The sequence below is a fragment of the Myxococcus faecalis genome, assembly GCF_050039385.1.
Lineage (GTDB): Bacteria > Myxococcota > Myxococcia > Myxococcales > Myxococcaceae > Myxococcus > Myxococcus fulvus.
This window is the reverse complement of sequence record NZ_CP144336.1, coordinates 10,263,262-10,283,602: the sequence shown is the minus strand read 5'-3', so window position 1 is coordinate 10,283,602 and position 20,341 is coordinate 10,263,262. Positions and strand designations below refer to the sequence as shown.

At 69.6% G+C, this 20,341-nt stretch carries 17 protein-coding genes; 3 read left to right on the top strand and 14 right to left on the bottom strand.

Translation table 11 applies throughout. The features are described from left to right. Nucleotides 1–36 precede the first annotated feature (36 nt). Complete coding sequence (locus VZQ01_RS40985) at nucleotides 37–2,163, bottom strand: S46 family peptidase (protein ID WP_223748986.1); 2,127 nt, start codon at nucleotides 2,161–2,163, stop codon at nucleotides 37–39. Between the two features lie 246 nt (nucleotides 2,164–2,409). Further along, nucleotides 2,410–4,797 carry an ABC transporter permease gene (locus VZQ01_RS40980; protein WP_426746360.1) on the bottom strand — a complete coding sequence of 796 codons (2,388 nt, stop codon included), beginning with the start codon at nucleotides 4,795–4,797 and terminating at the stop codon, nucleotides 2,410–2,412. A gap of 297 nt (nucleotides 4,798–5,094) precedes the next feature. Between VZQ01_RS40980 and VZQ01_RS40975 the strand changes: the two genes are divergently transcribed. Further along, the gene (locus VZQ01_RS40975; RefSeq protein WP_267700930.1) at nucleotides 5,095–5,826 is read left to right on the top strand and encodes a hypothetical protein; all 732 of its coding nucleotides are present in this window, start codon (nucleotides 5,095–5,097) and stop codon (nucleotides 5,824–5,826) included. A gap of 172 nt (nucleotides 5,827–5,998) precedes the next feature. Here VZQ01_RS40975 and VZQ01_RS40970 read toward each other — a convergent pair whose 3' ends face one another. The 11 genes from VZQ01_RS40970 to VZQ01_RS40920 form a co-directional block, all read right to left on the bottom strand. Further along, nucleotides 5,999–6,817 carry a DUF3014 domain-containing protein gene (locus VZQ01_RS40970; protein ID WP_426746359.1) on the bottom strand — a complete coding sequence of 273 codons (819 nt, stop codon included), beginning with the start codon at nucleotides 6,815–6,817 and terminating at the stop codon, nucleotides 5,999–6,001. Between the two features lie 143 nt (nucleotides 6,818–6,960). Continuing rightward, on the bottom strand, nucleotides 6,961–7,842 hold the full coding sequence (locus VZQ01_RS40965; protein ID WP_223748990.1) for a ribonuclease H-like domain-containing protein: 882 nt from the start codon (nucleotides 7,840–7,842) through the stop codon (nucleotides 6,961–6,963). Beyond that, the gene (locus tag VZQ01_RS40960; protein ID WP_223748991.1) at nucleotides 7,842–8,270 is read right to left on the bottom strand and encodes a (deoxy)nucleoside triphosphate pyrophosphohydrolase; all 429 of its coding nucleotides are present in this window, start codon (nucleotides 8,268–8,270) and stop codon (nucleotides 7,842–7,844) included. The genes VZQ01_RS40965 and VZQ01_RS40960 overlap by 1 nt, the downstream gene beginning before the upstream one ends. Then, on the bottom strand, nucleotides 8,267–9,415 hold the full coding sequence (locus VZQ01_RS40955; RefSeq protein ID WP_491630667.1) for an outer membrane protein assembly factor BamB family protein: 1,149 nt from the start codon (nucleotides 9,413–9,415) through the stop codon (nucleotides 8,267–8,269). The genes VZQ01_RS40960 and VZQ01_RS40955 overlap by 4 nt, the downstream gene beginning before the upstream one ends. Nucleotides 9,416–9,438: 23 nt before the next feature. Then, complete coding sequence (locus VZQ01_RS40950; protein WP_223748993.1) at nucleotides 9,439–10,239, bottom strand: tetratricopeptide repeat protein; 801 nt, start codon at nucleotides 10,237–10,239, stop codon at nucleotides 9,439–9,441. 103 nt (nucleotides 10,240–10,342) lie between these two features. Next, complete coding sequence (gene der / locus VZQ01_RS40945) at nucleotides 10,343–11,722, bottom strand: ribosome biogenesis GTPase Der (protein WP_141324063.1); 1,380 nt, start codon at nucleotides 11,720–11,722, stop codon at nucleotides 10,343–10,345. Between the two features lies 1 nt (nucleotide 11,723). After that, nucleotides 11,724–12,668, bottom strand: coding sequence for a GTPase Era (gene era / locus VZQ01_RS40940; protein ID WP_223748994.1), 945 nt, complete (start codon nucleotides 12,666–12,668; stop codon nucleotides 11,724–11,726). A 241-nt stretch (nucleotides 12,669–12,909) separates the two neighbouring features. Then, nucleotides 12,910–13,650: a peptidylprolyl isomerase gene (locus VZQ01_RS40935; RefSeq protein ID WP_426746358.1), complete on the bottom strand. Its 741-nt coding sequence runs from the start codon at nucleotides 13,648–13,650 to the stop codon at nucleotides 12,910–12,912. Nucleotides 13,651–13,694: 44 nt separating this feature from the next. After that, nucleotides 13,695–14,516 carry a ribonuclease III gene (gene rnc / locus VZQ01_RS40930; protein ID WP_426746357.1) on the bottom strand — a complete coding sequence of 274 codons (822 nt, stop codon included), beginning with the start codon at nucleotides 14,514–14,516 and terminating at the stop codon, nucleotides 13,695–13,697. 9 nt (nucleotides 14,517–14,525) lie between these two features. After that, nucleotides 14,526–15,383, bottom strand: a complete 858-nt coding sequence (locus VZQ01_RS40925; RefSeq protein ID WP_174816821.1) for a hypothetical protein — start codon at nucleotides 15,381–15,383, stop codon at nucleotides 14,526–14,528. Then, complete coding sequence (locus VZQ01_RS40920; protein ID WP_426746356.1) at nucleotides 15,383–16,528, bottom strand: acyl-CoA dehydrogenase family protein; 1,146 nt, start codon at nucleotides 16,526–16,528, stop codon at nucleotides 15,383–15,385. Before VZQ01_RS40920 ends, VZQ01_RS40925 begins: the two co-directional genes overlap by 1 nt. A 274-nt stretch (nucleotides 16,529–16,802) precedes the next feature. Here VZQ01_RS40920 and VZQ01_RS40915 point away from each other — a divergent pair, with 274 nt between their 5' ends. Next, nucleotides 16,803–17,162, top strand: a complete 360-nt coding sequence (locus VZQ01_RS40915; RefSeq protein WP_223748998.1) for a YtxH domain-containing protein — start codon at nucleotides 16,803–16,805, stop codon at nucleotides 17,160–17,162. 108 nt (nucleotides 17,163–17,270) lie between these two features. On the opposite strand, the gene VZQ01_RS40910 is transcribed toward VZQ01_RS40915, so the two are convergent. Beyond that, nucleotides 17,271–18,047, bottom strand: coding sequence for an enoyl-CoA hydratase-related protein (locus VZQ01_RS40910; RefSeq protein WP_223748999.1), 777 nt, complete (start codon nucleotides 18,045–18,047; stop codon nucleotides 17,271–17,273). Nucleotides 18,048–18,149: 102 nt separating this feature from the next. Here VZQ01_RS40910 and VZQ01_RS40905 point away from each other — a divergent pair, with 102 nt between their 5' ends. Next, nucleotides 18,150–20,111 (top strand): TIM44-like domain-containing protein, encoded by a 1,962-nt coding sequence (locus VZQ01_RS40905; protein ID WP_426746355.1) that lies wholly within the window; start codon nucleotides 18,150–18,152, stop codon nucleotides 20,109–20,111. The last annotated feature ends 230 nt before the right edge of the window (nucleotides 20,112–20,341 follow it).

Sequence of the window (20,341 nt, the reverse complement as noted above, 5' to 3'; positions counted from 1 at the left end):
GTCTTCAGACGAAGACCCGGTCCGCTGGAGGGTGCATCACCCCGCCGGCTTGGTGGGGACGGTGGGCACCTGGGTGCTGCCCGGGCGCAGCTCCTCGAGGACGCGGGTGGCGCCGTAGATCTTCTTCAGCGACTCGATGATGGCGTCGCTGTGCACGGCCACCGTGCGGTTGACGCTCTCATCGAAGCCGTACTCACCGCCCAGCGACTGGATGTTGCCGTCGAACACCAGGCCGATGATCTCCGCGTCCTTGTTGATGACGGGGGAGCCGGAGTTGCCGCCGATGATGTCGTTGGTGGTGACGAAGTTCATCGCCGTGGCGCCATCGAGGTTCTTCTGGTTCTTCAGCCAGGACGGCGGCAGCGCGAAGGGCTCCTCGCCCGTGGCGTGCTCGAAGGTGCCCGCCATCTGGGTGATGGGCTCCACCTTCTTGCCGTCCTCCATGTAGCCCTTCACCGAGCCGTACGACAGGCGCAGCGTGAACGTCGCGTCCGGGTACTGGTTGGTGCCGTAGACCTCGAACTTCGCCTTGGCCACCAGCTCCGCGTTCTTCTTGATGACGGCGTCGACGTTCTCCTCGTAGTTCTTGCGGACCGCGCGGCCATCCGCGTCGAGCGCCAGCGCCAGCTGGATCATCGGGTCCTTGGAGGCCGCGATGGCCGCCTTGCCGCCGTCGAACAGGCTCTTGCGGGCGGACACGTCACACACCTTGGAGCCCTTGACGTCCTTGAGGACGCACAGCTTGGAGCCCTTCACCAGGCGGGCCGCCAGCTTGTCGGGGGACTCGTTGCCCAGGACCTTCTTGACGAACGGGTGGTTGGAGCCCAGCTCCTCGCGCATCTTCGTCAGGCCGAAGCTCAGGCGGAGGATCTCCAGCTCCGGGTAGATGGGAGCGGGGCTCAAGAGCTGAGCCTGGAGCGCGGGCAGGTTGGCCTGGTTGAACTCGCGCAGGCGCTGACCGTTCTCCTTGGGGAGCTCCTCGGAGGCGCGCACCAGCGTCTTGGCGATGCTGTACAGGCTGGAGGACAGGCCCGCGCCCTGCTCGACGAAGGACAGGTCCTTGCGGATGTTGACCATCTGCGCCTGGGCCTTGGCGATCTCATCCCACGCGGCGCCGTACTTCTTCTTCATCTCCGGGTTGGCTTCGACCTTCTTGCGCAGGTCCTGCTCGGCGGCGACCTTCTGGCCGAAGAACTTCTTGTCCTGCAGCGCCTCCAGACGGCCCTTGGTCGCCTTCAGGCCGTTCTCCACGCCGAACAGCAGGTTGTTGGAGATGCGCTTCTGCTCGGGGCCGCGCTTCTGGAACTCGGACACCATGCCGCGCAGCTCGGACATCATGAACAGCATCTTCGGCATGGCCACGTCGCGCTGGTACTCCAGCTCCGCGATGGTCAGCCCGCGCGAGGTGCGGCCCGGGTGGCCGGACACGAAGGTGATGTCACCCTCCTTGGCGCTCTTCTCGGACCACTTGAAGTAGTTGTCCGTCTTGGCCGGCTTGCCGTCCTGGTAGACGCGCAGGAACGTCACGTCCAGGTCCCACCGGGGGAACTCGAAGTTGTCCGGGTCTCCGCCGAAGAAGGCGATGGCGTGCTCGGGCGCCATGACCAGGCGCACGTCCTGGAAGCGGCGGTACTTGTACAGGTTGTACTTGCCGCCCTGGTACAGGGTGACGGCGTCACAGCGCACCTTGGCGTCGCCCGCGGAGCACGCCTGCTCCAGCTCGGACATCTTCGCCTTCAGGGTGTCGGCGTACTGCTTGCCGGACAGGCCCTGCGTCGCCTTGTTCAGCGTCTCGGTGATGTCGGTGATCTGCTCGAGCTGGTTGATCTCCATCGCCGGGCACTGCGTCTCCTCGGCTTCGGTCTTCGCGTAGAAGCCGTTGGCGATGTAGTCCTTCTTCGCGCCGGAGAGCTGCTCGATACAGCCGCGGGCACAGTGGTGATTGGTCATCACCAGGCCGTTGGGGGACACGAAGCTGGCCGAACAGCCGCCCGCGAGCCGCGCGGACGACAGCCGGGCCTTGTCGAGCCACTGCTGGGTGGGCTCGAAGCCGTACTTCTCCTTCACCTTCGCGGACGGGAAGTTGTTGTACGTCCACATGCCTTCGTCGGCCAGGGCCGGAGCGGCGCCGACGAGGGTGGCAATCAGGAACAACCGTTTCATGGACAGGTCCTTTCCAGGGCCGGGGGTGTCGCGGTTCTGCGGTAACCCATTGCGTGGGTCAACCGGGAAAAAAGCCGGGAAGAATTCCCAACCACCCTGAACATCCGAGCGGCCGGGGGATTCCTCGCGCTGGGGCCATACGTGGGGGCTTGGGCTGTGATTTCCAGGGTGTTCGCGCCCGTTCCTGGGATGAGGTCGCTCCCCGGGCCGCCCGTCGCGGTGCGTCGAGGGCGGCCTCGGGGCGACTCAGGTCCGCATGGCGACGAGCGGGTCCACGCGGGTGGCCCGTCGCGCGGGGAGCCAGCAGGCCAGCAGGGCGACGAGCGCGAAGAGGGTGGCCACGGCGATGAAGGTCAGCGGATCTGTCGCCGTGACGCCGTAGAGCTGGCTTTCGAGCATGCGGGTCAGCGCCAGGGCGCCCACGAGCCCCAGGGCGATGCCTACGCCCGCGAGCCTCGCGCCCTGGCCCAGGACCAGCCTCAGGACATCGCTCGGCCGGGCGCCCAGGGCCATGCGGATGCCCAGCTCACGGGTGCGCTGGGAGACGAGCAGCGAGATGACGCCGTAGAGCCCGTAGGTGGAGAGCACCAGGGCCAGCGCCGCGAAGCCTCCGAGCAGGCCGAGCACGAGCCGGCGGAAGCCGAGCGATTCGGTGATGACCTGGTCCATGGTGAGGGCGCGGAAGACGGGCAGGCCCGAGTCGACTCGGCGCACGGCCTCGCGGACAGGCGGCAGGAGGGTTTCGGGGGGCACCGACGTCCGGGCGACGAGGACCAGGCTGTCATCGCCCCAGGGGCGTCCGTATGGGACGTGGAGCTCCGCGAGCGGCGTCTTGTCGAGCCCGGCCTGCCGAACGTCGCCGACCACGCCGATGATGGTGTGCGGCCCGGTACCCAGGCGGAGCTGGCGCCCCAGGGCCTGGCCGTCCGGGAAGTGCCGGCGCACAAGCGTCTCGTTGATGATGACGGTGGCGGGCTGGCCGGGGGCTGCGTCGGCGGCGGTGAAGTCCCGGCCCTGGCGCAGCGGGATTCCGACGGTGGCGAAGAACCCGGGGCTGGTGGAGCGTCGCTCGGCGCGGGGCTCCGTGCCGGGCTCCGGCGGGGGTTCGCCCTCGATGACGTAGCGGGCGTTGTTCCAGGCGCGCTGGATGGGCAGGAGCGAGGTCATCGCCGCGGCGCTCACGCCCGGGAGGGCTCGGACCTCCTCGAGGATGGGCTCCAGGAGCGTCTGTGGGACGTGGGTATCCAGGCCCTGGTCGTTGAAGAACCGGCTGTCGGGGATGGCGATGTGCAGCGTGAGGAGCTGCTCGGAGGCCAGCCCGGGCGAGGTCCCCAGGAGCTGGAGGAAGCCTCGGCCCAGCAGGCCCGCGCCGACGAGCAGGACCAGACAGAGGGCCAGCTCCAGGACGACCAGCGTGGAGCGGAGCCGGCGGCCCGAGGACGGCACGGCGCCTCGGAGGTCGAGCCGGGACAACTGGAGCGCGGGAAGCAGTCCGAAGACCAGGCCGCTGGTGATGGAGATGGCCGCGAGGAACAGGAACGACGTCCCATCGAGGGCGATGGCGGCCCGGTGAGGCATCGACTCGGGGGCCACGGCGAGCAGGCCGTCCAGGCCCCAGCGCGCGAGCAATCCGCCGAGCGCGCCGCCCATGAGCGCGAGCAGGAGGCTCTCGACGAGGAGTTGCTGGATGACGCGGGCGCGGCTGGCCCCGAGGGCCACGCGAACGGCGAGCTCCTGATGCCGGGCGCCGGCTCGCGCGAGCAGGATGTTCGCGACGTTGGCGCAGGCGATGAGGAGGACCAGGGCCACGGCGCCGAGCAGGAGCTTCAAGGGGCCGCTCCAGAGGCGGGTCCGGGCGTCGGCGAGCGATTCGACGCGGGAGGTGCGCTCCTTGAGGGCGTCCGGGCTCGCGGCGGCGATGGCGGCGGTGACGGCCGCGAGTTCCTGGTGGGCGGACTCGACGGTGAAGCCCGGGGCCAGCCGGCCGCGGACCGAGAGCAGCGTGGAGAAGCGGCCACGGGCATCGGCGGGAGCGACCAACGGGAGCCAGACGTCCGTCTTCGGGTCGAAGGACTCGGGGACGACGCCAATCACGGTGTGGGGAATGTCATCGAGGAGCACCGTGCGGCCGAGGACGGCGGGATTGGCGCCGAACCGGCGACGCCACAGGGCCTCGTTGAGGACGGCGACGGGCTCATGGCCGGGCTGGTCGTCGCCGGGGACGAAGGTGCGGCCGAGCAACGGAGGCACGCCGTGGACGGCGAAGTAGCCGGAGGTGCCACGGGTGGCCTCGAGGCGCTCGGAGTCGCCATCGGCGCGGAGGATGGAGCCGCCAACGGTGAAGGCCGTGATGTGCTCGAAGGCCTTGGCCTGGTCGCGCCAGTCCCAGAACGTGAGCCAGGACACCGGGCCGCCGCTGCCGTGGGCACGGAACTCGACGAGCGAGACGATTCGCTCGGGTTCGGCGTACGGCAGCGGGCGGAGGAGGACGCCATGGACGGCACTGAAGATGACGGCGTTCGCGCCGATGCCCAGGGCGAGGCAGAGGATGGCTGCCGCGGCGAAGCCGGGCGCGCGACGGAACGTGCGGAACGCGAAGCGTGCATCCGCGAGCAGGCTGTCGAGGACTCTCATGGGGCCGTTCGGGGTGAAGCTGGTGGGTGGGCGGAGGCCCGCATCTTGGCGGATGGAACGGCCGGAACGGCGCCCGGAAAGCCCGGGGGCAGCGGGGAAGAACCCGACGAAATCGCCCCCTGGTTCCCCGCAGGCTTAGTTTACATAACGCATGTTATCGGACGTTTCGACAGAGGGAGACCAGGGTGGACGGCGGGCTCTCCTGGGCCATCCCCGGGCCTCCTGGCGTCCCTCCCGAAGCCCCTGAATTGGGGCCCCACCGGAGCCTCTGCCCGTACCTCCGACACTTGAGCCGACATGCCGTCCCAGACCTTCCGCACACTGTTCGTCGTCCCTCGTTCCGGATCACGCCGGACCTGTCCGCGCACCGTTCACCGAACCTCGTTCCGGACCGAGCGCCTGCCCGGCTGGGCACTGGTCGCGACTCCTCGCTTCTCGCGGCCACGCTGGACGCGTACCGTGCCCGCCATGCGTTTGCTTCGACGAACCGCGCTGGCCTCCGCGTTCTGCTGCGGCCTGCTCGCCCTGACTGGCTGCCCGGACAAGACGGCCCCCGGAGCCCCCGATGCGAGCGTCGCCGCCGTGCCCGAGGCCCCCAAGACCCCGCCTCCGACCACGTTCGCGCTGCGCTACCAGCCCCTTGCCGATGCCGGCACGAGCGACCTCGCGGAGATCTCCCTCGAACCCGGCGACAAGCCCCTCATCCAGCCCACGTCCAGCCTCGAGCTCACGGCCTCGCACGGCCTGCGCAACTACCGGGTCCGCCTGTTCGACGAGGCCGAGCGCGCCATGGTCTCCGACGACGTCGCCGAGGAATCCGACGACAAGCTCGTCTACCGCATCGTCCTGCCCCAGCCGCTGAAGACCGGCTTCTCGTACACGCTGGTCGTCGACGCCCAGACCGGAACGGCCTTCACGGACACCCTGGGCCGCGAGGTCGATGAGCTCCGGACCACGTTCCAGATCGCCGGCGAAAAGGAGAAGCCGGCGCCGGCTCCAGCGCCCTCGAAGAAGAAGAAGCGCCGCTGAGCAGAGGCCTCAGGAATATTCCTGAGGCCCGGCGGAACATTCTTCGCGCCCCAGGAACATTCTTCGCGCCCCAAGAACATTCTTCCGGTGCCCAGGCGGCCCCAGAACATTCACGCCCGCAGCCCAGGCCCGGAACATCCCGGTTCCAGGATGTAGCGCCCTCCCGGGCCCGCTAACGCTCCGCCACGGGCGGCAGCTCCAAGGCAGTCTGAAGCTCCTTCAGCTTCGCCTGGATGACCCGGATGTTCTGCGGACCCATTCGCAGCAGGTGCTTCTGCGCCTTGCTCAAGCCCTCCAGCTCGGGCGACGCGTAGACATAGAGCCCGGCCTGAGGCTGGACCTCCAGCGCGCCCTCCGGAACCGGAACCGGAACCGAGAGCAGATGCTCGATGGCCCGGTTGAGCGTCGAGTCGAACGACTGTCCCGGCGGAGCAATCTCGCCATGGGCCTGGTCGATGAGCGGCTTCAGGTCCTTGAACAGGCTCCGAGCCACCTGCGCATCGAACGTCCCGAACACACGCGCGACCAGGTCGTACCGGGCATGGCTGCGCGGGTCGATGGTCACCTTCTTGTCCTTGCCCTCGACGACCTGGAACCCACCGGCCGGCGCCAGGAACCCCAGCACCATCCGAGGACTCGTGCCGTCGGCGACGTTGTTCACGGCCGCCGTCACCCGGCGCACCAGGTCCTTCTCCTGGAGCCAGCGCTGGAGCTCGGCTTCCTCCGACATCCGACTCGCCAGCTCACGGACCCGGCCGTCACTCTCCGGAAGCGACGCCGTGGGCGCCGCGGGAGCGACTCCAGCATCCACGGGCTTCGGCGCCTCCGCCACCACGGGCACGGGCACCGGCTCCTTGCGGAACGCGCCCATCGCCACGGCCACGCCCACTCCCACGGCCACCAGGGGACCTCCGATCAGCGCGGCCTTCTTCCCAGCCGAGCCGGGCTTGGGCGTCTCCGAGCTCTGCATCGGGTCCGTCGGTTCGCTCATGTGCGCATCCCTCCAGGGTGAGTCACACCCTACAAACGACTCCCCGGCGCATTCCACGGCCCCGGCCACGCGCCGACGCCCGGTTGTTCACCGGAAGAGACTCCAGAAGGGTGACGACACGAAACCACCCTGCCCGCTCCGGCTCAGGGAAGCTGCTCCTCGGCGCGGACCCGGGCAAGCGTCTGCAGATCCCGCTCCGTGGGTCCCAGCTCCAGGATGATGCGGCTCACGTCGTACAGGACATCCCCGCGCTCGAACACGGGCAGCCGGGGCACGTCCTGGTTCAAGTCATCCGCGCCGCGGTTGTACGCCACGTCCATCAGCGTGCGGAGCTGGAACGAGTCATACAGGTTGTACTCGACCAGGAACCGCAGGGCCTCCACGTCGCCGCGCCGCGTGTACGCACGCCACAGCAGCACCGCGTCATAGCCGTTCACACCCTTCATGTGCGGCGGACGCTCGGCGCCAATCTGGCCCTCGATGTCCTTCAGCCCGCCGCCCATCCCCAACCGCCGCGTGACGAAGCGCAGATCGATGTGCGCCTCCGGCACCGGGAAGCGCGCCGGCCCGAAGTAGTTCTTCAACACCGGCACGTCGAAGGTGGAGCCGTTGAACGTCACCCACAGCCGGCGGGCCGCCATCGCCTCCGGCAGCGCATCCATGTTCCGCCCCTGGATGAACACGTGCAGCCCGGTCGAGTCGAACAGGCTCACCACCGTGGGCGCCTGTGCCTCCCGGCCATCCGTCTCGATGTCGAAGTAGACGGCGTCGTGCTGGAACTCGGGATACAGCCGCCAGTGCTCCCGCGGAGGAACCAGCTCCGCGAGCCGCCGCAGGTCCCGGCGCTCCAGCGCCTCACGGGCCTGGGCAATCCGCTCGCGCGCGATGTCGTCCGTCTTCCGGGTGATGGCCACACCCTGTCCGGCCGCCGGAAAGTCATCCCAGCTCTTGATGCCCCGCGCCCACAAGTCCTTCTCACGCCAGGGCCCCACGCCGGGGATGTGCTGGAACGTCCGCTGAAGCATCAATCGAGCGCGCCCAGCCTTCCCGCCACCAGCTCGTCCAGCAGCGGGATGTCCGCCTCGCAGAACGGCAGGGCCTGCATCTCCACCGGCGTGTGGAACGCCAGCGCATGCGCCCCCAGCGGCTTCGGCTCGCCCGACACCACCCGCGCCGCGTAGAGCACCAGCTCCACCGTCAGGTCCGGGTACGGGTGCTTGCCCTCCCACAGCCGCCGGCCCACGGAGAGCTCCACATCCAGCTCCTCGCGACACTCGCGGGCGAGGGCCACCTCGTCCGTCTCCCCGGCCTCCACCTTGCCGCCGGGGAACTCCCACAGGAGCGCGCGGCTCCCACCGGGGAGCCGCTGCTGCACCAGGAAGCGCTGGGTGTCGACGGGACCGGGAATCAGCGCCGCCACCACGCGGACCGTCCGGGTCGTCACCGCCGTCACCCCTTCAATCCGTTGAAGTCCAACGCGTAGAGCCAGCCGTTGTTGGAGAGCACGAACAGCTTCGAGCCCGCCACGAAGGGCGTCGCCGAGACGCCGTCCCCGGGGTTCCACGACACGCGCGCCTGGCCCGTCTTCGGGTCCAGGAACAGCAGCGAGCGCTGGATGGGGACGATGAGCATTCCCTTGGCGAACACTGGAGCCTGCGCGGCCCTTTCACCCAGGGGGTGCGTCCACAGGAGCCGCCCGTCCTCCGCCAGGTAGGCGTCCACACGGCCATCGCCCACCGCGAAGAGCATCTTCCCCTTCGACAGCAGCGCCGTCATGCCGCCCACGGAGCTGGTCCAGACCAGGTCCCCGGACTCCGCCTCGAGCGCGTAGATGCCGCTCTTGTACGAGGCCACGTAGAGCTGACCGTGCTCGTCCATCACCGGCGTCGAGTCCACATCCAGGAACTCGTTGCCGCTGCCGGACAGGGACTTCTCCCAGTTGGCGCTGCCGTCCCGCATGGTCAGCGAGACGACGTAGCCGTCGGAGAAGCCCACGTAGACATTGCCCTCGCGCACCAGCGGCGTGGACGCGCCGCGCACCGAGAAGCCCGACGGAGGATCCCTGCGGTACTGCCAGGCCCACACGCCATCCGCGGCCTTCACCGCGAACAGGGTGTCGCTCTCCGAGGCCACCAGCACCAGGCCCTCGGCCACGACGGGCACCGTCGCCAGCGACTCGCCGGCCACGTACTTCCACTTCTCCTCGCCCGTGGCCGCGTCCAGCGCGTACAGCGTGCCGTCGCCCCCGGGGATGAAGGCGACGCCGTCGCTCACCCGGGCGCCCGCCGCGAAGCGCGTGCTGGTCTTCTTGGACCACTTCACCTGGCCGTCCGGCCCGATGCCGCGGATGAACCCGTCCCGCGTCAGCGCGATGACAGTCCTGCTCAGCCCGTCATACGCCGGCGTCGCGACCTCGCGCGGGGCGTACTCCATGAGGGTGGGCGTCACCAACGGCGCCCACCAGGCCACGGAGAAGTAATCCAGCGGCGGGGCCTGCTCCGTCCGAGGCAGCTCCGGATTGCCGTAGCGCGGCAGGCTGCTGCACCCGCCCAGGAGACCGAGCGCCACAGCGCTCCCCAGCCAATGCTTCCAGCTCACGCGCTGCTTCCTCATCGTCCGTGCTACCCCGCGTCCGTACCAGTGGCGGCGGGCTGCGCCGGCACCGGAATCTTCACGCCCTGCGAGGCCAGCACCGCCAGCCGCTCGCTCGACAGCCGCGCCGCGGTGGTGTTCGGGTGGTCCGTCGACACCTTCGACAGGACGCTGGCCGCCTCGTCCTTCTTGTCCTGCGCGATGAGCATGCGGCCCTTGTGGTAGTCGCCCATGCCCGCCAGGAACTCCCCACCGCCCGCGGCGCCCATCTGCTCGAAGGCCTTCAGGGCCTCGTCGAACTTCTTCTCCGCCTCGAAGGCGTAGCCCTGACCCTCGAACGCGCCCGCGCGGAGCGGATCATTCTGGGCGGCGCCCTTGAGGAACTCGCCGAAGGAGGCCTGCGCGTCCGCGAAGTTGCCCAGGCGGAACTGCGCCTCGCCCAGCGACAGCGCGGCCGTGGTGGCCGAGCGGGTGCCGCCGTGCTCCTTGCGGAAGTCCGACAGGGCCTTCACCAGCGCCTCGTCGCGCTCCTTGACGCTCTTGAAGGGCGTCTCCGTGTCGCCGGGCTGGGCGGGCTGCACGCCGTCGATGGGACGGTCCAGCACGGAGAGCGCCTGGCCCAGGGCCTGGGACGCCTTCTCCTCGCCGCGCTTGGACAGCTCGCTGGCGATGGCCGCGCCCACGCCGCCGAGGATGATGACGGCGACGACGATGCCGATGAGCTTCTGCCGCTGGGCCAGCCAGTCACGCGCGTCGTTGCCCACCTTCTGGAAGGTGTCCGGCTGACGAAGCTCCTGCTGGCGAATCTTCTCGGTCTTGGTTCCAGCCACGTCGGTCAACCTCTCTCTGCGCTTCGATGCTCTACCCTGTCGGAGAGCGGGAGGGCGGCGCACTGTACGGAGCGCGCGCCGCGAGTGTCAACGCACGGACGCTTCAGTGTTTGCCCTGGAGGTGGGGCTTCTTTCGCGCCTCTCGCTTGGCCTTGCCGGGGCGCTCCTTGAAGAAGAGCCGGATGGGCACGCGCAGGTCGAACGTCTTGCGGAGCTGATTGGTGATGTAGCGCTTGTACATGTCCGGAACGCCCTCCGGGTAGTTGCACGTGAGCGCGAACGTCGGGGGCGCCGCCGCCACCTGGGTGATGTAGTACAGCCGCAGGGGCTTGCCCCGGGCGATGGGCGCCGGGTGGTTGTCCACCATGTGCTCCAACAGGCGATTGAGCTGGGGCGTGGGCGCCCGGAACCGGAACTGCTCGGCCAGCTCCACCGCCACGTCCACCACCTTCTCCACCTTCGAGCCCGTCAGCGCGGACGTGAAGAGGATGGGCGCGTAGCCCACGAACTTCAGCGCGTGCTTGAGCGACTCGCGGTAGGCCTCCTGGCGACGCTGGTCCTGGTCCACCAGGTCCCACTTGTTCACCACGATGACCAGCGCGCGGCCCCGCTCCTCGGCCAGGCCCGCCAGCTTCGCGTCCTGGTCCACCGCGGGCTCCGTGGCGTCCATCAACAGCACCGCCACGTCGCTGCGCTCCATCACCTTCAGCGCCGCGATGACCGAGTACTTCTCCACCTGGTGGGCAATCGTCTTCTTGCGCCGGATGCCCGCGGTGTCCGTGAGGAGCAGCTTCTTGCCCTTGTACTCGAGCGGCGAGTCGATGGGATCTCTCGTCGTGCCCGGCACGTCGCTGGCCACCACCCGCTTCTCCTTCAGGATGGCGTTGACCAGGGTGCTCTTGCCCACGTTGGGCCGGCCGATGATGGCCACGCGGATGATGCCGTCGTCCGGGGGCGCGGTGTCGTCCTCGCCCTCCTCCTTCGGCGGCAGCTTCTCCACCACCTCGTCGAACAGGCCGTTGATGCCCAGGGCGTGCTCGGCGGACAGCGCGTGCACCTCGCCCAGGCCCAGCTTGTAGAAGTCCGCGGCCAGGGCCTGCATCGTGCCCGTGGTGTTGTCCAGCTTGTTGGCCGCGACGATGACGGGCTTGCCGCTCTTGCGCAGGTAGCCGGCCACCGCCTCGTCCGCGGGCGTGACGCCGTCGCGCCCGTCCACGACGAAGACGATGACGTCGCACTCCTCCACGGCCAGCTGCGCCTGCTCGCGCACCTGCTGCAGCAGGGAGTCCTTCTCGCCCGGGACGAAGCCGCCCGTGTCGATGAAGGTGAACGAGCGGCCTCCCCACACCGCGTCCGCGTAGTGACGGTCTCTCGTCACGCCCGGCTGGTCCTCGACCAGCGCGAGGCGCCTGCCGATGAGACGGTTGAACAGCGTGCTCTTGCCCACGTTGGGGCGTCCGACAATGGCGACCAGGGGCTTCATCTCAGTCGTATCCCAGCTTCTTGAGGCCTTCGGGGCGCTCGCTCCAGCGCGGCTCCACCCGGACGCGCAGGTCCAGGTAGACATGCGCTCCCAGCAGCCGCTGCACGGACTTGCGCGCGTCGGTGCCAATCGTCTTCAACATCTGTCCCTGCTTGCCGATGATGATGGCCTTCTGGCTGTCGCGCTCCACGTAGATGGACGCGGCGATGCGGATGAGTCCGCCCAGCTGGCCCGGCGGCGTGCCCGGACGGGGCTCGCGCTCGGATTCATCGAAGATGTCCACCAGCACCGCCGTGGAGTACGGAATCTCCTGACGGCAGTGACGCAGCACCTGCTCGCGGATGTACTCCGCCACCAGCGTGCGCTCCTGCTGGTCGGTGAGCATGTCCTCGTCGAAGATGCGCTCGCCTTCCGGCAGGTGGCCCAGCACCGCGTGGAACAGCCGCTCCACGCCGTCCTTCTCGCGGGCGGAGATGGGCACCACCTCCGCGAACGGGAACTCCTGCCGGTACAGATCAATCAGCGGCAAGAGCGCCGCCTTGGGCAGCGAGTCGATCTTGTTGATGACCAGGAAGGTGGGTTTGCCCAGCTTCTGCAGCCGCTCGAGGATGGTGCGGTTGCCCGGACTCACCTCGAGCTTCTCGCCGGCGGGCGGCTCGATGAGGAAGAGGACCAGGTCCACCTCCTCCGCGGCCTGCAGCGCCGTCTCCACCATGTAGCGGTTGAGCTCCCCCTTGGCCTGGTGGATGCCGGGGGTGTCGATGAAGGCGACCTGCCCCTCGGGGCGCGTCACCACGCCGAGGATGCGGTTGCGGGTCGTCTGCGGCTTGCCGGAGACGATGGCGATCTTCTCACCGGTGAGCGCGTTGAGCAGGGTGCTCTTGCCCACGTTGGGGCGTCCGATGAGCGCGGCGAAGCCGCTGCGGTGGTTCTTGGGAGAGGCCATTGCTTCGAAGGTGGTCTGGGAGTCCCGCGATGCCGGGAGCCCCTGAGGGGAGACTTCCAAATGAACGCCCTATAACAGACCCGCGTCCCTGGCTTCTGCCGGGGAGCGGCGGGCAGGCGGGCGGCCTACGGCTGGGACGTCGGGCGGCTCACCGTCCGCGGTGCGTCCTCCATGTAAAACGTCACGACACTCCTCCCATCTACCAGAGGCCCGCCGAAGTCGCAGGCCCGTCTTTCACGTCTCACCACGGCCGGGTCGACTCGGGCTGCTGCGACCCCTTCCGCTTCGGCGTCGCCCCGGGCCGGGTCGGCGCATCCGCCGGGGCCTGCGTCGCGGCGAGGCCCGGGGGCGCCTTGTCGCTCAGCTCCACCTTGGTGAGCACCACCGCCTCGCGGGGCCGGTCGCGGTTGTCCCGGGGCAGGCCGCCGATGCGCTCCACCACGTCATAGCCCTTCACCACCTCGCCGAAGATGGTGTGCCGGTTCGTCAGGTGGTCCGGCGTACTGGTGGTGATGAAGAACTGGCTGCCGTTGGTGCCCGGCCCCCGGTTGGCCATGGCCAACAGGCCCACCTTGTCGAAGGTGCGGCCGGACTGGAACTCGTCCTCGAAGCGGAAGCCCGGGTCACCCGAGCCCGTCCCCGTGGGGTCTCCGCCCTGAATCATGAAGCCCGGGATGACGCGGTGGAACACCGTGCCGTCGTAGAGGGGCTTCCTGGACATCTCCCCGGACTTGGGGTCGCGCCACTCCTTCTCCCCGGCCGCGAGGCCCACGAAGTTCGCCACCGTCTTGGGGGCGTCCTTGGAGAAGAGCAGCACGGTGATGTCCCCCGCGCTCGTCTTGAAGGTGGCGTAGACGTCCTTGCCCGCCGTCACCTTCTTGGTCCACTTGCCCGGAGCCGCGGGCGCCGCGGCCACGGCGACCCCTGCCCACAGGCAGGCCACCAGGGCGAGCGACAGACGCAAGGGGGCGGAGGGACGCATGGGCGCGGCACCTTATTCCCCACCCCTCTCCCCTCCAAGGGGTTTCACGTCGGGTTGTCGTCCGGTGGCACTTCCGGGGTCACCGGCGCGGGGGCGGCCATCCCCTCCTCGGAGGTGGGGGCCTGCCCCTCGGGGCCGGGGGGCGGGCTGGCGGCGGCCTCCCGCTTGAGGCGCTCCAGGGTGACCTGGGCCGCGCACTGCTCCGCCTCCTTCTTGCTTCGCCCGGTGGCCCGAGCGAAGGGCGCCTCACCGAGCGACACCTCCACCTCGAACACCTTCGAGTGCTCCGGCCCCGCCTCGGACACCACGCGGTAGCGCGGCGACACCTTCAGCTTCTCGTGGGCCATCTCCTGCAGGAGCGTCTTGTAGTCCAGCCGCCCCTGGCCGCTGGAGACCTCGTCCAGGAGCTCCGCGAAGCACTTGTCCACCAGCTGCGCGGCGGTCTCCAGGCTCGCACACAGGTAGATGGCACCGAAGACGGCCTCGAGCGCGTCCGCCAGCACGGAGTTCTTCTCGCGCCCGCCCGACAGCGTCTCGCCCCGGCCCAGCAGCAGCAGATCACCCAGCGGCACGCTCCGGGCCACGCGGGCCAGGCCGTCCTCGTTGACGATGCGGGCGCGCAGCTTGGTGAGGTCGCCCTCGGGCATCGTCGGGAAGCGATCCATCAGCCGGTGACTCACGGCCAGGTTCACCACCGAGTCCCCCAGGAACTCCAACCGCTGGTTGTCCTTGAGGTCCTTGTCCCGCGTCTCGTTGACGTAGGTCTTGTGGGTGAGCGCCTCGAGCGCGACCTCCCTGCGCGAGAACACGAACCCCAGCCGCTTCTCCAGGGCCTCCACCCGCTCCGACGGACTGAGCTTCTCCACGGACGTCTCTCACTCCTGCGGCGCGTCGGGGCCCACCAACCTCACGGCCTCCGGACGCACCTTCAACAACGACGCCACCATCCGGACGATGCCGGGGAACTCATCCAGCTCGAACCGCCCCGCCCACACCTTGCCCTGGGCTCCCGCCAACAGGCCCCGGAAGGTGCGCCCCGCGACCCTCGCGGCGGCGAAGCGGTACGGCCGGCCCTCCACCTGCAACTGCGCCAGCAACTCCAGGCTGCTCCTGGGCGGCACCAACGACTCCGCGCCGAACTTCTCCACGATGTCCGAGAAGCGCACCAGCCCCGTGGGCGTCGGCTGGGGACGGCTCGCCGGCTCCCCCAGGAGGGCCGCCAGGTAGCCCGTCAGCGCCGCCCGCTCCCGGAACTCCGACAGCTCCAGCGTGTGGCCCGCACCGCCGGCCACGTCCACCTTGTCGCGCTGCACCCGCGCGATGCGGAAGTTGCCCAGCCGGTCCGCCGCGAGCAGGACCGACAGGTCCCCCTCCACCACGTCCGTGGTCAACTCCAGCGTGTCCGCGTCCACCCTGGGCGACAACCCCAGGACCTGGAGCTCCGCGGAGCGGCGCTGCACGTGGAAGATGTGCTCGTTGAAGGCATCCGACAGCAGCGCCTCGATGTCCGCCACGTCGCTCAGCGCGCCGATGAGGATGGGCGCCAGTCCCACCACCGCCGCCGGGGAGATGGGGATGAGCCGGTCCCCCATCACCTGGAAGGTCACCTCGGCGATGAACGCCTTGGTCACGGGATTGACGAGCGGCGACGACTCCAGGTCCAGCACCGCCTCGGTGCCGGCCACGTCCTCACGGACTTGAAGCCCGAGTCCCTCCAGCCGTGCGGTGTCCATCAAGCCCCTTTGAAGGTCTCTCTCGCGATGATGGTGCGTTGGATCTCGCTGGTTCCTTCGCCAATTTCACACAGTTTGGCGTCGCGGAGGTAGCGTTCAACCGGGAATTCACGGGTGTAGCCATAGCCCCCGTGGATCTGCACGGCCTTGGCGGCCGAGCGGGTGGCGACCTCGGAGGCGAAGAGCTTCGCCATGGAGGCCTCCTTGGAGTACGGCTGGCCCGCATCGGCGAGCCTCGCCGCCCGGTGGACGAGCAGCCGCGCGGCGTCCGTCTCCGTCTTCATGTCCGCCATCATCCAGCGCAGGGCCTGGAAGTCCGCGATGGGCTGACCGAAGGCGGTGCGGTCCTTGGCGTAGCGCGCGGACTCCTCCAGCGCGCCCCGGGCCAGCCCCACCGCCAGCGCGCCGATGGTGATGCGGCCCTTGTCGAGGATCTTCATCGTGTCGATGAAGCCGTGGTCCACCTCGCCCACGCGGTGCGAGTCGGGGACCTCCACGTTCTCCAGCACCAGCTCCGCCGTGTCCGAGGAGCGCATGCCCAGCTTGCCGTGGATGGCGCGCTGGCTGAACCCGGGCATCCCCTTCTCCAGCAGGAACGCGGTGATGCCCTTCTGGCGCTTGTCGGGGGACGTCACCGCGAGCACCACGAAGACGTCGCCCACGGTGCCCTGGGTGATGAACATCTTGGTGCCGTTGAGCACCCAGCCGTCGCCCTTGCGCACCGCCGTGGTCTTCATGCCCGACGCGTCCGAGCCCGAGCCCGGCTCCGTCAGGCCCCAGGCGCCCAGGAACTCGGCGGAGGCCAGCTTCGGCAGGTACTTCTCGTGCTGGGCCGGGGTGCCGAAGACCCGCAGGTGGCTGGTGCCCAGGCCGTTGTGGCTGGCCACGGTGAGGGCGAGCGAGCCGTCGTAGCGGGCGATCTCCTCCACGGCCACCGCCACGGCGAGCGAGTCCATGTCCGCCCCGCCGTACTGCTCCGACACCAGGATGCCCATGACGCCGAGCTGTCCCAGCTCCCGCACCACGTCCATGGGGAACTTCTCCTCGCGATCCCACTGGGCGGCGTACGGCTTCACGCGGTCCTCGCAGAAGTCGCGAAGCGAGGACTGGAGGGCGCGGTGACTCTCGGGAAGTTCGAAGTCCATGTCGGGCGGATCTATCGCAAAGGGTCCCCGCGCGGCGACCTTCTCGCACCGCCTGGAGGCCCGGGGAGCGCCCGGCGACATACCAGAAAGCCCCGAGCCTGGCTGCCCCCTCTCCAAGGGGGTGGGCCTGGGAGTGCGTCCAAACGGCGACGCGACGAACGACCCCCAGGGCGCGGGGGGTGGCGGCACGGGCTCCCCTGCCTACCTTCAAGGCTCATAGGGGTCACGCCGCGCCCGCGACGCGGCCCCGACCACACTGGCCCTGGAGGGATGCATGTTCGCGAAGAAGAAGGCGAAGTGGACGGCGAAGGGTTTGGCCAAGAGTGAGCTGTACCGCAAGTGGGTGGCCCACAAGCTCCTCGACGAGCTTCCCCGCGTGGCCAAGGACCGCTGGGATGACTTCGAGCCGGATGATGCGCTGCGCCACATCGGCCTGACGACGTACAAGCCGGCGCGCTCCGGCCTGGGCGGCCTGGGGCTGTTCGTCATCGGCGCGGTGGCCGGCGGCGTGGCGGCGCTGCTGCTCACGCCCAAGACGGGGGATGACCTGCGCACCACCGTCAAGGACAAGGCCATGGGCTACATGAACAAGCAGAACATCGGCCTGGCGCCCGAGAAGAGCGCCAGCGCCTGAGCCGGTGGCCGCGGGCCCCTCGCGAGCGGGGGGCCGACGGCGGCCGGGCACTTCACGGGGCGGGGTCCGCGAGCTGCTCGCGGGCCGCCGCCCTTCGTGCGTCGCGGCTCAGCGGCCCTTGTAGACGGGGGCGCGCTTCTCCGCGAAGGCGCGCAGGCCCTCGAGGCGATCCTCCGTCTTGAGGACCTCCTCGTACTTGCGCAGCTCCAGCGCGAGCGCGTCGTCCAGCTCCAGGCCCGTGCCCTCGTCGATGGCGTGCTTGGCGGTGGCCACGGCGATGGGCGCGTTGTCGACGACGGACTCGGCCAGGGCGTGCGCCACCTCCAGGAGATGTCCCTCGGGCGCGAGCCGGTTGACCAGGCCGATGGCGAACGCCTCCGCCGCGTTGAGCCGGCGCGCGGTGAGGATGAGGTCCTTGGCCCGACCCGGTCCCACGAGGCGAGACAGGCGCTGCGTGCCGCCACCGCCGGGGATGATGCCGAGCTTCACCTCGGTGAGGCCCAGCTCGGCCGCGGGGGCCGCCACGCGCAAGTCACACGCGAGCGCCAGCTCGGTGCCTCCGCCAAAGGCCGCGCCGTTGATGGCGGCGATGAAGACGCAGTCGCTCTTTTCGATCGCGCGGAAGGTCCGGCGCAGGCCGTCGAGGAACGCGCGCACCTCCGCCTCCTGCATGCCCGCACGCTCCTTGAGGTCCGCGCCCGCGCAGAACGCCTTGTCGCCCGCGCCGGTGATGACCACCGCGCGGACCTGATGACCCGATGACACACGCTCGACGAGCGCGCCCAGTTCCTGGAGCATCGCGCGGCTGATGGCATTGCGGCGGCCCTCGCCGTCGATGGTCCAGATCTCGATGGCACCGCGTGCGTCGACCTTGAATTCCGGCATATCCGCTCCCCTTCCAGGGCCCGCCCGGCGGGCTGCCCTGGGACGCGGCAGAGTGCGGTGGGAAGGCGGGTCTGGCAAGGCGGAAACGGTTAGCATCCCCGCATGCCTTCGCCACGCAACCTGCTCCGACAGCTCGCCCCGTGGGCGCATCATCTGCCCTCGGCACTCGCCCTGGTGGCCCTGGCCCTCGGTCCCCTGGAGGCCCTGGCCCGAGGCGGTGGCGGCGAGCACTACACCCGAGGCAACTCCGACAGCCGGGACCGCGGCGGCGACGGCCTGCCCATCTGGCTGCTGTTCGAGGCGTTCCGCCTGGTGTTCCGCTACCCCAAGGTGATGATTCCGCTGCTGGTCATCGGCGGCGTCATGTACTGGCTCTACAAGCGCAACCTCCACCCGGACGCGACGACACGCAAGGCGCTGGACCAGTACGAGGCGCAGCAGCGCACCCAGGTCAGCTCCAGCGACGTGGCAGGCTGGGTCAACGCGCTGAAGCTCAAGGACCCCGCCTTCGAGCCCGGCCCCATGCTGGACCGCACGCGCCGGCTGTTCCTCGACTTGCAGCAGGCCTGGTTCCAGCGCGACATGACGCCGGTGCGGCCCTTCCTGTCGGACGCGACGTGGCAGCGCTTCGGCGTGCAGTTGAAGCTGCTCGACGCCCAGGGCGTCCGCGACGCCATCACCGACATCGAGGTGCTGGACCTCCAGCTCATCGGCCTGGAGCAGAGCGAGTGGTTCGACAGCGTCCAGATCCGCGTCCACGCGCGGATGCGGGACACGGACGTGTCGGCGAGCGACTCTGACGCGCAGGCCATCCAGTCCGCGCGCAAGGCGCCGTTGGAGGCGTTCACGGAGGTGTGGACCTTCGTGCGCAAGCCGGGCGCGCAGACGCGCATCGGCGCGGACCTGTTCCAGGGCAAGTGCCCCAACTGCGGCGCGCCCTTCCAGGGTGGCGCGGCGAACAGCTGCGAGTTCTGCGGCGCGGTGGTCAACTCCGGCAACTACGACTGGACGCTGGCGGAGATCACCCAGGGCGTGGAGCACTCGCGCTACCACCGCAACGTGGATGGGCTGATGCAGGCGCGCCAGGACGACCCGGCGCTCAACCTGGAGATGCTCGAGGACCGCGCGTCCCTGCTGTTCTGGAAGTGGATCGACGCCCAGAGCCGGGGTGACACGACGGGGCTGTCGAAGGTCGCCACGCCGGAGGCACTCGAGTCACTGGGCTCGGAGCTGGAGGGCCTGCGTCAGCAGGGACGGCGGCGCGTGTTCCTGGAGTGCGCGGTGGGCTCCGTCGACGTGCGCGCGTTGGAGATCGACCCTCGCGGGTACGACAAGGCGCAGGTGGAGATTCGCTGGAGCGCGCGCATGGGCATCGGCCCCGTCAACGAGCGGCCGCCCCAACTGCCCACCCTTCCCCAGCGCTTCGTCTTCACGCTGGTGCGCAAGCACGGAGCGAAGACGAACACCGCGAACGGCATGTCCACGGACCGCTGCCCGCAGTGCAACGCACCGCTGACGAACAGCGCGGCCACGACGTGTGAGTTCTGCGGCACGCAGCTGGCGAACGGTGAGCGGGACTGGGTGCTCGCGTCCGCGCTGCCGTTCGAATCGTGGAACGCGCGCGAGGACGCGGGTTTCCGTGAGAGGCCGCGGCGCGCGTCGGTGCCTCGACCGCCGAGCGTCACCCGTGCCGCGGCGGCCCCCGCCTCGGGCTCGGACACGGTGATGGACCTCCAGGAGCGGCAGCGGCTCATCTACATGATGGCCGCGATCGCCTCCGCGGACGGCACCGTCACCGCGGCCGAGCGGCGCCTCCTGAAGCTGTGCGCGGAGCGGTGGAACGTGGAGTGGTCACAGGTGGAGATGGCGCTCAACGCGGGGCCGCAGCTCTTCGACCGGTTGGTGGCGCGCGGCAGCCCCGAGGCCGAGGTCTTCCTGCGCAACATCGTCGAGATGGCCCTGGTGGACGGGCGCATCGACCGCAAGGAGCGCCGGATGCTGGAGTCCGCCGCCGCCCACCTGGGCCTCCAGGAGAAGCTCGCTTCGATGATCGACGGCCGCTGACGCAACGCGGCGGCTCCTTGCCTGCCCTGGGAGGAGCCCCACCGGGCCTCGGGATGACTGGCGACCCCCACGCGCACAACCATTACCTGGAGTGAAGTGCCTGCCCGCGCCGCTCCGGTGAACGCTGGTCACCACCAACGTCACATCAGGCCCTGCGGCGAGCTCATCAGAGGGGGCCGGGGCGGCCGAGCAGGCGCTTGTCGGCATGCCGACCCAGACCGGCATCAATG

Excerpts from the sequence above, each read along its gene's own strand:
- VZQ01_RS40905 (WP_426746355.1), top strand. The coding sequence starts at position 18,150 with ATGCCTTCGCCACGCAACCTGCTCCGACAGCTCGCCCCGTGGGCGCAT.
- VZQ01_RS40975 (WP_267700930.1), top strand. The coding sequence starts at position 5,095 with ATGCCGTCCCAGACCTTCCGCACACTGTTCGTCGTCCCTCGTTCCGGA.
- VZQ01_RS40970 (WP_426746359.1), bottom strand. The coding sequence starts at position 6,817 with ATGAGCGAACCGACGGACCCGATGCAGAGCTCGGAGACGCCCAAGCCC.
- VZQ01_RS40925 (WP_174816821.1), bottom strand. The coding sequence starts at position 15,383 with ATGGACACCGCACGGCTGGAGGGACTCGGGCTTCAAGTCCGTGAGGAC.
- VZQ01_RS40965 (WP_223748990.1), bottom strand. The coding sequence starts at position 7,842 with ATGCTTCAGCGGACGTTCCAGCACATCCCCGGCGTGGGGCCCTGGCGT.
- VZQ01_RS40910 (WP_223748999.1), bottom strand. The coding sequence starts at position 18,047 with ATGCCGGAATTCAAGGTCGACGCACGCGGTGCCATCGAGATCTGGACC.
- VZQ01_RS40935 (WP_426746358.1), bottom strand. The coding sequence starts at position 13,650 with ATGCGTCCCTCCGCCCCCTTGCGTCTGTCGCTCGCCCTGGTGGCCTGC.
- VZQ01_RS40980 (WP_426746360.1), bottom strand. The coding sequence starts at position 4,797 with ATGAGAGTCCTCGACAGCCTGCTCGCGGATGCACGCTTCGCGTTCCGC.
- VZQ01_RS40985 (WP_223748986.1), bottom strand. The coding sequence starts at position 2,163 with ATGAAACGGTTGTTCCTGATTGCCACCCTCGTCGGCGCCGCTCCGGCC.
- der (WP_141324063.1), bottom strand. The coding sequence starts at position 11,722 with ATGAAGCCCCTGGTCGCCATTGTCGGACGCCCCAACGTGGGCAAGAGC.
- era (WP_223748994.1), bottom strand. The coding sequence starts at position 12,668 with ATGGCCTCTCCCAAGAACCACCGCAGCGGCTTCGCCGCGCTCATCGGA.
- VZQ01_RS40915 (WP_223748998.1), top strand. The coding sequence starts at position 16,803 with ATGTTCGCGAAGAAGAAGGCGAAGTGGACGGCGAAGGGTTTGGCCAAG.
- VZQ01_RS40920 (WP_426746356.1), bottom strand. The coding sequence starts at position 16,528 with ATGGACTTCGAACTTCCCGAGAGTCACCGCGCCCTCCAGTCCTCGCTT.